The organism is Chlorobium sp., from assembly GCF_049593655.1.
Classification (GTDB): domain Bacteria; phylum Bacteroidota; class Chlorobiia; order Chlorobiales; family Chlorobiaceae; genus Chlorobium.
In genome coordinates this window covers 29,818-43,593 of record NZ_JBAWHG010000050.1, presented here as the reverse complement: position 1 = coordinate 43,593, position 13,776 = coordinate 29,818, and the positions used below count along the sequence as shown (strand labels likewise).

Genomic DNA, 13,776 nt, shown 5'->3' with positions numbered 1-13,776 from the left:
ATTCAATATTGATATTGAGCTTTCCCAATCATCAATATCGGAGGTATTTTCAATATAGCAGTCAATATCCAGCAATAAGTCATATGTTGCTATTTTTGCAGGATAAAATTTATTATAAATACCATACTGAAGCCGAATCTTATAGTCATCATAGTTATAATCCTCAACACCAATTATTCTGGACTGATTTTCACCACAAAGCATGAGTTTCAAAATGCGACTCAGTCTACTCCCATAGATGGAGCTGATTTTTTTATAATTTTCACAATCAAACTTATTAATATACCTTAATCCAATTCTTTTTGATTTAATATTAATATTATTTTTCCTCAAAACATATGTTAAGTTTCTGATAATATCTTTATAAGCAGAGTTATCTTTATATTTTGTACATTCAATCCAAATGATATTATGTGTATCTGAGAATGTCATTACTGTGCCAGAGTCTTCGCTTATTAAAACATATTCATATGTTTTATGATCACTTATCTCATGAGCGCTTGCATCCTGCTTAAGATTAACACTTATATTTAACACCTCTCTTTTCTCTAGTCTGTCGAAAAAATTAATCATATAATTAGCAGTCTCACTTCCAGTATAGCCATCTTGCTTTATAACGTCTATTTTAAGTATAAACTTATTTATAGCGTTATGCTCAAGTATCCTATCTGCTTGAAGGGCTTCTAACATCATTTACTCCATAATAATATTATTTATGTAAAATCGGTAAATAAGTAAGGTCTTTAAAATCATTAAATATTTTGTGCCCAATAAATCTAAAAATAAATATAAATAATAGATCTATTATATAGACTTTCATACCACCCTGTTCATGCATTCAGTCACACCTGGCATTCCGCCTTCGGCTCCATTTTGTTCAAAATCTGCGCCTTCATGCTTCACTGGGTGATTTTACTGTCATGCCCTATCAGGCAATATAGCGTGTAAACGTGTTAGTTGCATAACTTTAATTATGTACTACGCCTTCGGACCTAAAGGTTTACATAATCAGAGTTATGCAAGCAACCGTCTGGAGGACAAAATATGGTTTTGGCGTCTGGTCATAAACAGGCCCTTGCTGTACCCTGTCACTATTTTTTAATTGTATAACATCTTTATTAATAAGAATTAAAATAAGTGACATCATCATCCCTCCAGAAGCCACTCCTGCCACCGTATGAGAGCATCCTTCATCTCTGAATGCCGGTTGTGTAGCTGCTGTAGCCTCCAGCGATTCCGCTTTCGACATGATGGCCGATGATCCGTTCAACAATATCAGGACGGATGCCTGTTTCACGCATGCCGGTGCTTACGGCGAACAGGTACATCAATAAGAGCGCCATAAAAGGAACCCCTCCAAGTGATTCTATACTCATGAGATACCCTTCAATCACTGCTTGTGTATCAGGGAATGTTTTCCCATCAATTTCAGATCAACCATTAGCGGAATTCTTTTCGTTTTATTATCTTCAGTTCCTTATGAGTTCGATTACTCATTGTGTTCCTAATGACATTCACAGGTTAAGCAGGATGCAAGTCTGTAAGTTATTATAATACAACACGGAGAGGTGCGAGAGTGGTTGAATCGGGCGGTCTCGAAAACCGCTGTGCGCGCAAGTGTACCGTGGGTTCGAATCCCACCCTCTCCGCTGAAAATCGAAAGCCCTCGCTGCAAGCGGGGGTTTTCGATTTCGGGTTCTGCCGGACCGGGAAACCTTCGATCCCGCACTGCCGCCGAGAGGGGAACACCTGCGGCCAAAGCTTCGAGAACCGAACAATTCACCAATTCCGACGATGATCAAGGTCAAAAACGTCACCCCTTCGGCAGCTTTTGCGATGACGAAAAAAGGCGCGCTGCTTGTCGATGTGCGCGAACCATGGGAAATTGCAGGAAAAGCTTTCGATGTCCCCCATATCATGGTGATTCCGCTTGGCAAACTTGCACAGCGGCTTCAGGATGTACCTGCCAACAGCAATCTCGTGATCGCCTGCAACAGCGGAAATCGCAGCGTAACGGCGAGCCGCCTTTTTCTGAGTCGCGGATACCATAAGGTGGTCAACATGGAGCGCGGCATTATCGGCTGGGAAAAGGAGGGGCTTCCGGTAAAAAGAGGCCGGAAAAAGAGCCTGTTCTCGCTGCTGCTGCAGCAGTTCCGCAAGCGCGACTGAAGCGAAAGCCGGCTCCCGACAGAGCGTGCAGCCACGGCTGCAAGCAGCAAAGCCCGCGCGATGCGGGCTTTTGCTTTTTCCGGAGGCTCCTCTGATCCTCAGAAGTGCATGCTGCCGCCGGCAAGGTAGTGCTGGTGCCACGACAGGGCTTCGCCGAGCATGTGCGGCGTGTGCCGCCCGAAGGAGCTGTCGAACGACCGTTTGTGGTAATCCATCAGCGCCGGCCTGAAATCCGGATGGGCGCAGTTTTCGATGATCACCTTCGCACGCTGGTTCGGCGAAAGGCCCCGCAGGTCGGCAAGCCCCTGCTCGGTAACCAGAATCTGGACGTCGTGTTCGGTGTGGTCGATATGCGAGGCCATCGGCACGATGCACGATATCTTTCCGTTCTTGGCCTGCGACGGGGTCATGAAAATGGAGAGATAGGCATTGCGCGCGAAATCGCCGGAACCGCCGATGCCGTTCATGATCGACGTACCCATCACATGCGTGGAGTTCACGTTGCCGTAGATGTCGGCCTCGATCATGCCGTTCATGGCGATCACCCCGAGACGGCGGATGACTTCCGGATGGTTGCTGATCTCCTGCGGACGCAGGAGGATCTTGTCGCGGTAGAGATCGATGTTGCTGTTGAACTCCCGGAGGCCGGCATCGCTCAGCGAAAAGGCCGTGGCCGAGGCGAAAGAGAGCTTGCCTGAACGGATCATGTCGAGCATGCCGTCCTGCAGCACTTCGGTATAGGCCTCGAGGTTCTCGAACGGCCCGTCGTTCAGGCCGGCCATGACGGCGTTGGCGATATTGCCCACGCCCGACTGCAGCGGCAGAAGTTCCTTCGGAAGCCGTCCCTTCTTCACCTCGTGCTGGAGGAAGTCGAGAATGTTGTCGGCAATCCGGCGCGAATTCTCGTCGGGTGGCGAAAACGGCGAGTTCCGGTCGGGGCTGTGGGTTTCCACCACGGCAATGACCTTCGAGGGATCGCAGCGCAGATAGGGTTCGCCGATACGATCCTGCGGCCTGACCAGCGGAATCGGCTTGCGGTGCGGCGGCAGGCTGGTGCCGTAGTAGATGTCGTGCATGCCTTCGAGGGCGGGGTTGTGCCAGGAGTTCACCTCGAGGATGACCTTGTCCGCCTGTTCGAGCCAGGTCTTGTTGTTGCCGACCGAAGAGGCGGGAATCAGACGCCCGTCCTCGAGAATGCCCGCTACCTCGACCAGGGCGATGTCGAGCTTGCCAAGAAAGCCGAACCAGACGAACTGGGCTACATGGGAGAGGTGGATGTCGAGGTACTCCATCTCTCCGGCGTTGATGCGCTGTCGGCAAACCGGATCGGACTGGTAGGGAAGGCGCATCTCCACGCCTTCTGCCTTGGCAAGGGCTCCGTCGAGTTCCGGCGCGGTGGAGGCGCCGGTCCAGACGCCTATTCTGAATTTCCGGCCTTCCTGGTGGGCTTCGGCGATGAGCCCGGCGAGCGCGGCGGGAACCGCCTTTGGATACCCGGAACCGGTAAATCCGCTCATGCCGACGTTTACTCCGGATGGCACGAGGGCCGCGGCCTGTTCCGCGGACATGATCCTGTCCTGCAGGGAGCTGCAGAGGATGCGTGAGGCTGTGGTCATTACCTGCATAACTTCTGTTCAAGATTTATGAACGACACAGTAAAATCCGTTCCAGGAACCGGCGTCTCTCCTTTTCAGACCCTCAGGGAAAAGCACCACAACTCCCCGGCACGGGGTTTCAGGGGATCAGAAACATACGATTATTACAGGGGATAAAAAACAGTGAGGTTACTTCGCTCCGCCCTTATTTCGCTTCGTCGATTTCCAGTTCCTCATGCCCACTTCGTCTCGGATGGCATCACACACATCAAGCACGTACTGCAACTTATCCCTTTCAAAACCGCAATGCACCGAAAAGCGCATGAGCGCGCGGTTTTTTGGTGTAGCCGGGGCACAGAACACCGATCCGAATACGTTCCGGTCCTCCAGGGCATCCCGCAGCGCCTCCGTTTCGGGCTCCGTACCGGGTTCGAGCGAAATGATCTGCGACTGGCTGACGATGGCGTACCCGAGGTCCCTGAGTCCATCACGAAGAAATTCGGCATTCTCATAAAGCTTCACGCGCCGCTCGTCGCCAGCGGCAATGATACCGAGGGTGGTAGCGAGTCCCGCGATTTCGTGGGGAAGTATTGCCGAACTGAAAATGGCAGGATGCGCCATATAGGGATAGCAGCGGGCAAAGCGATTCGAACAGAGGATGATGCCAGCCCTTCCCGCAAAAGCCTTCGCCAGACTTCCGGTAATGAAGTGCACCCGGTCGGTCAGACCGAGCGAAGCCACCAGACCTCTCCCCTGCGGGCCGTGCGTGCCCAGAGAGTGCGACTCATCGACAACGGAAACGCAATCATAGCGGTTGGCGATATCGATGATATCGCGGAGAGGGGCGATGTCTCCGGTGGTGCTGTAGAGGGAATCCACGAGAATGATTCCCTTGCCATGCTGCTGCACAAGTTTTTCGAGATGTCCTGTATCGTTGTGCATGAACATATGGGGGATCGCTCCTGCTGATTTTATACCCTCCCACAGGGACATGTGCGTTAAAAAATCGATGTAGACCGGCGTCGTGCTGTCGGCTATGACCTGCATGAGCCCGACATTGGCTGCCCAGCCCGACTGGCACAGAATGGCACTTTCAAAACCGGCGAACTCCGCCATGGAAGATTCGAACAGAGCCTTGTCGCTGCCGTCATGCATAAACACCGCCGACATCACCAGTTCCTGCCCGGCTTTTTCGAGCTTCTCTATCTGGGCCCGTGAAATGTCGGGATGCATCGAGATATTCAGATAATCGTTACTCTGAAGAATGATGGAATGCTGATCCGGTTTTTTTCCCAGAACGAGAGGCTTTCCGTTGAGACGGGTTTTAATGGACACCTCTTCAAAATCCGACATCCGCTGTTCAAGAAAATCAGGAACAGTCAGGACAAAACGATCATTGCACTCGTTACTGCATGATAACCCCGTCTCTTCATCTTTTCTGTACATCAAAGAACTCCTTTTGTTTGATCAAATCCGATCTTGTTGTTATTATTGTAATCAGCATTAACAGTATCAACCTGATAAAAAAAACACCGTTCGCGCACATCCCCGGAGGTAAATATCCAAATATCATTAAATTGATCGCTTACCTTCATTTGAAATTTACAGAAAAGCCATGTTTTCTTCAGACATCGGCAAAAGGATTTTATTGCCTTTACAATGCGTATGACGTATTAAAGGCGTATTCATGAAGGAATGAAACGAAAATAACGCTTCCGGAACAGGAAATGGATGCGAACCTGTGGGATTGGCGACTTTTTTCGAACAGTGAAGCCGTGCATGAATACCGCAAACGGCACATCGCCGGGAACCCTGTCCGCTGCTGAAAAGAAGCCCTATTCTTATATTTATAAAGGATTTACGTTATCCAGGACTTTCCCGGAGGACCGGAAGGAATAACACATCAACGTCCCTGTGCCTCAATAAAAAACCGGTCGAGGCGTCCGGAAAAAGTTTGTTTCCAATGCAGAAACTGAAGCTGAAAGCCACCGAAATCATCGAGCATGCCGAGCCGAACCTGAGTCTTATCGGACTGTTCGGCGTTCTCGGATATCCGGTTTACTATCTCATCTGGACCTACCTCTACCCTCAGCCCTATGAAAGCCTTGGGTTCAGAATTTTCTGCGCGTTCCTCAGTATTCCGTGGCTGGTCTACAGGGAATTGCCGAAACGGCTGAAAGAGCTTTTTCCGATCTATTTTTTTCTGTCGCTCTTTATCGTCATGCCCTATTTTTTCAGCTTCATGATGCTGAAAAACGAATGGTCGCTGGTGTGGGCGATGTCGTTCATGGCGGGCACCTTCCTCCTGACACTCATCATATTCGACTGGGTAATCATCCTCACCATGACCGGCACGGGATTCATGGCCGCCTATGCGACGGTCTTTTTTCTCGACGGCAGGGTATCGTTCGCCTACTTCGTGCCCGAATACATCCCGATCTTCCTGTTTTCGATATCCGGCGGCATTATTGCCAACCACAAGCGGCAGCTTGCCCATCAGTCGAGAATATCCCTGATGCGAAGCCTGAGCGGCAGCATCGCGCATGAGATGCGCAACCCGCTCAGCGCAATAACCAACGCCATGAGCACGGTGCAGGCCATCATTCCCGGCAAACCCGGCAGCGGCGAGGAAAAAGGAAAATTCGATCTGAGCTATTCGGGACTGATCAACATCCACGAGGTTATCGACGAGAGCCTCTCGACGATAAAACGGGGCAACAAGATCATCGACTCCCTCCTGGCGACGCTTCAGGACGGCATCATGGATATCAACAATTTCAAAAAGCTCTCCGCGAGAAACACCATCCAGACAGCCATCTCCACATATGGCTACAGCGACATCAACGACCGGAAACTCGTCATCGAAAACAGTTCGGAAACATTCGACTTCCTCGGCGACAAGGACCTCTTCATCTATGTGCTTTTCAACCTCATCAAGAATGCGCTCCATTATAAAAACAAGCCGGACTTCAGGATCGAGATCACCACAAAAAGGGACTCGCCAAACAACTGCATCAGGGTCCGCGACAACGGCCCCGGCATTCCACCGGGAAAAAGGGACGTCATTTTCGACCGGTTCTATACCTACGGGAAAAGCGGAGGCAACGGACTCGGGCTCTCCTTCTGCAGACGGGTCGTCGAATCGTTCGGAGGATCGATCATCTGTAACTCCGAAGAAGGCCATTGGACCGAATTCGTTATCAGTCTGCCTGCGTATGCATCCAAGCCCGCAAAAGATCTGAAAAAAGAGATCCTGCAACAGAAAAAAATCCTCATTGTCGATGACCAGATCAGCAACAGGCTGCTGCTTGCCAAATACGCCTCCGAGTGGAACTGTCCTTCCGACCAGGCCGAAAACGGAACACAGGCACTCGAAATGCTCTCGAAAACCCGTTACGATCTTATTTTCATGGACTTCGAGATGCCCGCACTCGACGGAGACCATACCGTGGCCAGACTTCGCTCCTCGCAGAACATCGAGCCATCGCTGGCCCCACACTATATGCAGGTTCCGGTTATCGGCATAACGGCGCTTCCGCCCAGCGAAGCGCTTCCCCGGGCTACCAGATGCGGGATGAACGAGGTGATATCCAAACCCATCAAGAAACAGGATATCAAGAGGCTTTTCGAACGGCACTTCTTCTCGGAAACCTCATCCATAAGCGTAGACCAGGATACCATCCTTAAAGGCTGCCGGATACTGCTTGTCGACGACAATGCCACCAGCCGGAAATTCATGAGCATGGTCATGCAGCATTACGGCTGCATGACCGACCAGGCCGAAAACGGGCAGATCGCTCTCAAACACCTTGAAAAGCAGGACTACGACCTCATTCTGATGGATATGGAAATGCCGGTTATGAACGGACTGGAAACCGCTGTGGCCATCAGGAAGGGCGACTGCTTCAGGCGGTTCAGAAACTTCCGCACCATCCCCATCATAGCCCTGACGGGAAATACCGACAAGGAAAGCATCGAACAGGTAAAAAAAGCCGGCATGAACCAGCTTCTCGGCAAACCGGTTTTCAGGGATGAGCTCGTCGCGACGATCTCCATGTGGATCAGGAACATCGCCCGCACGAAAGAAACCGACCTCCCGGCCGAGAGCGTGCCGGCCATAGAGGAAAACTTCCGGGAAGCTGTCGAAAGGGAAAAAGTTCTCGACCACTCGATCATCTACAGCCTCAAGGAGATCGGCGGCGACGAACTGATCATCTCGCTTTTCGAGGTTTACAAAAGCGACTCGAAAAAAATCATCGAAGAGATCGATCAGGCCGCCGCAACTGGCAACCTCAGGCAATTCGACCAACTGATGCACTCCCTCAAAGGCTCTTCGGGAAGCATCGGCGCCAACCGTCTTTTCGTACTTTCGCGCTATCTCAACGATTTCTCCCACAGGGGAGAGTGGCCCGATACTGCAGAGTGGGCTCCGGTCCTTAACAGCACATTCAGCAGAACCATCGAAGCGATGGAGGGCATCCTGAAAAACCTGAAACGGTAAACGATCCGGGCACCTCTTATCATCGCACACACGTAAACCGGAACAGCATGGGCAAAAGCCTCCTGATCGTCAAAAACATTGCTCACGAAGGAGCAGGCCTCCTTGCAGCGGAACTGGAACGCCGCGCCATTGCCGTGGAAACCGTCGATCTCTCCACAGGATGCCGCTTTCCCGACCCGCTCGTCCACGACGCCCTTGTCATACTCGGAGGGCCACAGAGCGCCAACGATACCTCGGAGCGGATGCTGCAGGAAATAGAGCAGGCTGACAGGGCTCTCCGGGCGGAGCTGCCCGTTCTGGGCATCTGCCTCGGACTGCAGGTGCTTGTAAAAGCCGGAGGAGGAAGCGTTGTTGATAGCCCTGTCAGGGAAACCGGTTTTTTCGATCACGAAGGTCAGCCTTACCATGTGGAACTTACCGGCGAAGGCCAGAGAGACCCGCTGTTCGCGGAGATGAGCCGGACATTCCGGGTTTTTCAGCTTCACGGCGAAACCGTGAAGCTGACCGACGGCATGCGGCTTCTGGCCGAGGGAAAACACTGCACGAACCAGGCTGTACGGATCGGCAACAACGCGTACGGCCTGCAGTGCCATTTCGAACTCACTCCCGCCATGCTTGCGGAGTGGTGCCGGCTTGACCACGATCTGGTGATGATGGACGCCACGGAGCTTGCCGGACAGTTCCGTGCGGTGAGCGAGGAGTACACGGCGACCGGGCTGCTGCTGATGCGCAACTTCCTCCGCATTGCCGGAATGCTCTGAAGGCAAACCGGTTTTCCCGGAACAAGCATAGCCCGTTCCGGGAAAACCGGCTACTCTATGACAAGATCGATGGTCCTTCGCTGCATATCTACCGTATGCACCTTAACCTTTACCCGCTGACCGATCTGCAGTCTTTTCTTGCGGCGCTTGCCGACAAGCGAGTAGGTTGTTTCGTCGTACTCGTAGTAGTCGTCGGTCATATTGCGCATGTGCACGAGGCCCTCGATGGCGAAATCCACCATACGCACATAAATGCCGTATTCGGTAGCACCTGAAATGACTCCCGCATAAACCTTTCCGATATGGCCGGCCATGTACTCGACCTGCTTGAGCTTGATCGATTCCCTCTCGGCCTCCACGGCGCCTTTCTCCCTTTCGTTCGAAATGCGGCTGGTCTGCCGGATCTTCTCCTGCAGCTCGCCAAGACGTTTTTCGGTCATTTTCCTCTTCTTCCTGCGAAGATACTCATACTCGAAAAGCAGCCGGTGCACAACCAGATCGGGATAGCGCCTGATCGGCGAGGTGAAATGGGTATAGTGCTCGAATCCAAGTCCGAAATGACCGGTATTCTCGTCGGTATAGATCGCCTTCGACATGCAGCGGAGCACCAGCTCGTTCACAAGAAACTCCACATTCGAGCCATGCACCTGCTGCAGGAGCTGGCGAAGGGCTTTCGCCGTCACCACAGGACCGCTTTTCTCCCTGTTGAGCTTCAGTGAATAGCCGATCTTCCGCACGAAATTCGCCAGCACGAGCACCCGCTCCTGCTGAGGCGAATCATGAACCCGGTAGATCACCGGCTGAGAGTTCTTCTTGCGATCGCGGAACGTTTTCGTGAGATACTCGGCAACCTTGCGGTTTGCAAGCAGCATGAACTCCTCGATAAGCCGATGGCTTGAAAGCCGTTCCTTCTTGATGATCTCGACAGGCTCGCCCTTGCTGCCGAGCCTGAAGCGAACCTCCTCGGTTTCAAAATCGAGGCCGCCGTGGCGGAAGCGCTCCTCCCGAAGCTCGACGCTGATCTTCTCGAGCAGCTGCAGTTCCGATGCGTAATCGCCCTTGCCGCTGAGCAGAATATCCTGAACGTCCTCATAGGTGAAGCGCCGTTTCGAATGAATGACCGTTTTATGAAATTCGTGGCTCTTGACCTCTCCAGTGTCGGTCATGGTGAAAAACACGCTGAAAGCCATCCTGTCCACGCCGGGGTTGAGACTGCACACCTCCTCGGAAAGCCGCGAAGGGAGCATGGGAATGACCCGGTCGACAAGATAGACCGATGTGGCGCGCTTCATGGCCTCACGATCGAGCGGAGAGTTCTCCGGCACATAATGGGAAACGTCGGCTATGTGCACCCCGATGCGATACAGGTTCTCCTCGAGCGTCTCGACGGAAAGGGCGTCATCGAAATCCTTCGCATCGATGGGATCGATGGTAAAGACGGTCTTGTCGCGCATATCGAGCCGTTCTGCCAGATCAGCGTCTGTAATGCCCTCTTTGATCGTTTCGGCCTGGCTGACCAGCTCCGGATCGAAGGTTTCGTCGATGCCGTGGTTGCGGGCAATCGCACTCACCTCAACCCTCGACTCGCCGGCGGAGCCCAGAATTTCGATCACGCGCGCCTGAATGATGCCCGGCTTGCGGAAATCCAGATCGCCGACCAGCACCTTCTGACCGTCCACTGCGCCTGCAGCCTGCTTGATCGGAACGATGATTTCCGGAAGCAGCTTGCGCTCATCCGGTTTGAGGGTGAACTTGCGGTTCGCACGGGTGAGGGTGCCGACAATGGAGGTGACTCTCCGGCTCAGGACGTTCACTACGATGCCCTCGCACCGCTGGTGGGGTGTGGATTTCGAAGAGTAGGTCTCGGGAACCTTTGTTACAACCACCTCTACCTCATCACCGTGGATCGCAGAATTCATGTCCGCTGCCTTTACGAAGATATCATCGTCGAAACCATCGACGTCGATGAATCCGTAACCGTTTGGATGGGTCGAAATGCGTCCGGCATAGGTCTGATCGACCCTGAACTGCTCCTTGCCCGGAACGGGAAACTGCCTGGCGTGCTCCAGTACGTCCTCATAAGTCGCAGGCTCCATGCACTGCATGCCGTAACAGCGGTTCGAGTCCTTGTCGAGGGTACCATCCTCCTGCAGCTTGTGCAGCACATACCAGAAACCGGGGAGTTGACGGGATTCCGTATACCCCATCTGGCGGGCAAGATCGACGGATCTGAACCGTTCACCGTCGTGATCCGCCAGAAAACTCACAATTTCAGCCGCGAGTGAACTTTCACCCCTCTTGAAAAGAAATTCGTTGATCAGAATATGGTCGTTGGGTCTGACCCTGTCGCCGGTCTGAAGGGGGGCCGGCCGGGTTCTCTTGCTGCCGGGTGCTCCGGGTTTACGGTTATGACGCTGTCTTGCCACTATTGGATACTTTTATATTAAAACGTTCTGTCGTTCATGCCGCTCCCGGCCGGAGAGAAACCAAAAAAAAACCATCCGCGTTATCCATTCGTAAGGCCCGCAGAGGGAGCCGCCGCAGTTCTTTTTCCGGATGGCACCGCGAAACCGGCTTCATTACATCAATTAAAACACTTTAACATAATGAAAAGAACCCACAAATATACCGTCAGGGCAGGGCTTTTCCTTGTTCTTGCCACACTCCTGCCGTATTTGCAGGCCTCTGCCGCCAAAAAAAACCCAGTAGCCGACTCCCGGACCGTATCGATCGGATCATCGGTGTGGATGAGAGAAAACCTCGACGTAACCCGCTACCGCAACGGCGATGAAATTCCCAGGGTGGAGGATCCAGCCGCATGGAACCGCCTGACGACCGGAGCCTGGTGTTACTATGAAAACAACAGCGACAAGGGTGTTACTTACGGAAAGCTCTACAACTGGTATGCAGTCAACGATCCCAGGGGGCTGGCCCCCGAAGGGTGGCATGTCGCTTCCGACGCCGAATGGCGGCAGCTCGTCGACGCGACCGGAGGAGAGAAGGCTTCGGGCACAAAACTCAAGGCGACAGTGCTGTGGAAGGAACCTCTCGTCGCTGCCGACAACAGCACGGGATTCACGGCACTACCGGCCGGATACCGGAGCGGAAACGGAAGCTTCGCGCTTCTGGGCTCCAACGCGAGTTTCTGGACATCGACGGAGAACAACGGATACTCGGCCTGGTACCGGCAGATCTACAACAGTTATTCGGCCGTCTACCGCGTCAGCAGCACGAAAACCCTCGGCATGTCGGTTCGCTGTGTCAGAAACTGACACACCCCCGGCGCCTTTCGGCAGAACAGGAATTTATGCGACAACGCCTTCAGTCGTAACGGCCGCACCAGGCTGAAGGCAGAACGGGCAGATCACATGGAGCACGACCCTTTTGGAAAGCACTGAAAACTCTTCGTTGAGCTGGCCGGGAACCTCGAGGGCGTCATAACCCTCGTGCTGAAAATCGAATATTCTGCCACAGCGGATGCAGTGCATATGGTGATGACTCTTCATATCCGGATCGAACCGCCTGACTCCGGATGTCGACTCCACGATCGAAATCAGCCCGATCGAAGCGAAGGTCAGCAGCGTCCGGTTGACCGTTTCGAAAGAGATGTTGGGAAACTCCCTTTTTATCAGCCGGTAGACCTGATCCGCCGAGGGATGGTCGCGGCAGTTGCCGAGCAGGCTGTAGATCGCCGTTCTCTGCGGCGTGATTTTCAGGCTGTGTGCACGGCACAGCTCAAAAAAGCGTCCGGCTTCACCGGGAGCGGCATTCATGCTGGGCATAACAGATTCAGGTAGTTCCCGTGATTCCTCTCCATCCGATCCGGATGAAAGGAGCCTGCTTCAACAGAAACAGGACTTTTTTTATCATGTTAATAATATATCACTCTCCGGAGAGATTCAAACACCAGCTGCCTGCAAATCTTTAAAAAAGCTAAAAAAGATTTGATCTTATTTAGGAATAAATCTACATTATTTCCGGCAACAAAAAACAGGCAAAACAGCAACAAAACATCATCACTCATGTCAGAACATTTCGAAGACCAGTACTACTACAGTGAAACGGGCATGCCTCTTCTCGGCGACGATTTCCCGGAAATGAAGGTGCAGACCACTCACGGCCCCATGAACATCCCCGGAGATCTCAAAGGCTCCTGGTTCGTGCTTTTCAGCCACCCGGCCGACTTCACCCCGGTCTGCACAACCGAGTTCCACGCTTTCCAGGAACGCATTGCCGATTTCGACAGGATCGGCTGCAAGCTCATCGGCATGTCGGTCGACCAGGTCTTTTCCCACATCAAGTGGGTGGAGTGGATAAAGGAAAACCTCGATACCGAAATCACCTTTCCGATCGTTGCGGCCAACGACCGTATAGCCATGCAGCTCGGCATGCTCCATCCGGGAAAGGGATCGAACACCGTTCGTGCTGTCTTTGTTGGCGATCCGCAGGGAAAGGTGCGCCTCATGCTCTACTACCCGCAGGAGATCGGCCGGAACATCGACGAAATTGTCAGGGCCGTCCGGGCCCTGCAGGTTTCAGACGCCAACAAGGTCGCCATACCGGCAAACTGGCCGTCGAACACCCTGCTCAAGGACCGGGTGATCATCCCTCCCGCAAACAATATCGAGGATGCAAAAAAGCGCCCATCCCAGTTCGAATGCTACGACTGGTGGTTCTGCCACAAGGCGCTCTGAACGGAAGCGGAAAAGACAAACGGAAAAAGCCGGAAAAACGTCATGTTTTTCCGGCT

At 52.7% G+C, this 13,776-nt stretch carries 11 protein-coding genes and 1 tRNA gene; 6 read left to right on the top strand and 6 right to left on the bottom strand.

The features are described 5' to 3' along the window. Positions 1-693: TIGR04255 family protein (locus WBP50_RS09210; protein ID WP_423933713.1), on the bottom strand; the 693-nt coding region annotated here is incomplete at its 3' end. A gap of 497 nt (positions 694-1,190) precedes the next feature. After that, a complete protein-coding gene (locus WBP50_RS09205; RefSeq protein WP_423933711.1) occupies positions 1,191-1,376 on the bottom strand; it encodes a hypothetical protein in 186 nt (61 codons plus the stop codon). A 186-nt stretch (positions 1,377-1,562) separates the two neighbouring features. On the opposite strand from WBP50_RS09205, the gene WBP50_RS09200 reads away from it, so the two are divergent. Both WBP50_RS09200 and WBP50_RS09195 read left to right on the top strand, forming a co-directional pair. Next, a tRNA-Ser gene (locus WBP50_RS09200) sits at positions 1,563-1,649 on the top strand. Positions 1,650-1,794: 145 nt separating this feature from the next. Beyond that, entirely contained in the window at positions 1,795-2,169 is a 375-nt protein-coding gene (locus WBP50_RS09195; RefSeq protein ID WP_423933708.1) for a rhodanese-like domain-containing protein, read from the top strand. 98 nt (positions 2,170-2,267) lie between these two features. On the opposite strand, the gene WBP50_RS09190 is transcribed toward WBP50_RS09195, so the two are convergent. Further along, positions 2,268-3,785 (bottom strand): acetyl-CoA hydrolase/transferase family protein, encoded by a 1,518-nt coding sequence (locus WBP50_RS09190; RefSeq protein WP_423933705.1) that lies wholly within the window; start codon positions 3,783-3,785, stop codon positions 2,268-2,270. Between the two features lie 168 nt (positions 3,786-3,953). Then, complete coding sequence (gene cqsA / locus WBP50_RS09185; protein WP_423933703.1) at positions 3,954-5,210, bottom strand: alpha-hydroxyketone-type quorum-sensing autoinducer synthase; 1,257 nt, start codon at positions 5,208-5,210, stop codon at positions 3,954-3,956. A 517-nt stretch (positions 5,211-5,727) separates the two neighbouring features. Here cqsA and WBP50_RS09180 point away from each other — a divergent pair. Then, positions 5,728-8,265, top strand: coding sequence for a response regulator (locus WBP50_RS09180; RefSeq protein ID WP_423933701.1), 2,538 nt, complete (start codon positions 5,728-5,730; stop codon positions 8,263-8,265). Positions 8,266-8,312: 47 nt separating this feature from the next. Next, a complete protein-coding gene (locus tag WBP50_RS09175) occupies positions 8,313-9,026 on the top strand; it encodes a type 1 glutamine amidotransferase (protein ID WP_423933699.1) in 714 nt (237 codons plus the stop codon). Positions 9,027-9,076: 50 nt separating this feature from the next. Here WBP50_RS09175 and rnr read toward each other — a convergent pair whose 3' ends face one another. Then, a complete protein-coding gene (gene rnr, locus WBP50_RS09170; RefSeq protein WP_423933697.1) occupies positions 9,077-11,452 on the bottom strand; it encodes a ribonuclease R in 2,376 nt (791 codons plus the stop codon). A 180-nt stretch (positions 11,453-11,632) separates the two neighbouring features. Between rnr and WBP50_RS09165 the strand changes: the two genes are divergently transcribed. Further along, a complete protein-coding gene (locus WBP50_RS09165; protein WP_423933694.1) occupies positions 11,633-12,298 on the top strand; it encodes a fibrobacter succinogenes major paralogous domain-containing protein in 666 nt (221 codons plus the stop codon). Positions 12,299-12,331: 33 nt separating this feature from the next. Here WBP50_RS09165 and WBP50_RS09160 read toward each other — a convergent pair whose 3' ends face one another. Then, a complete protein-coding gene (locus WBP50_RS09160; protein WP_423933691.1) occupies positions 12,332-12,808 on the bottom strand; it encodes a Fur family transcriptional regulator in 477 nt (158 codons plus the stop codon). 240 nt (positions 12,809-13,048) lie between these two features. On the opposite strand from WBP50_RS09160, the gene WBP50_RS09155 reads away from it, so the two are divergent. Further along, positions 13,049-13,720, top strand: a complete 672-nt coding sequence (locus tag WBP50_RS09155) for a peroxiredoxin (RefSeq protein WP_423933688.1) — start codon at positions 13,049-13,051, stop codon at positions 13,718-13,720. Positions 13,721-13,776: the final 56 nt, after the last annotated feature.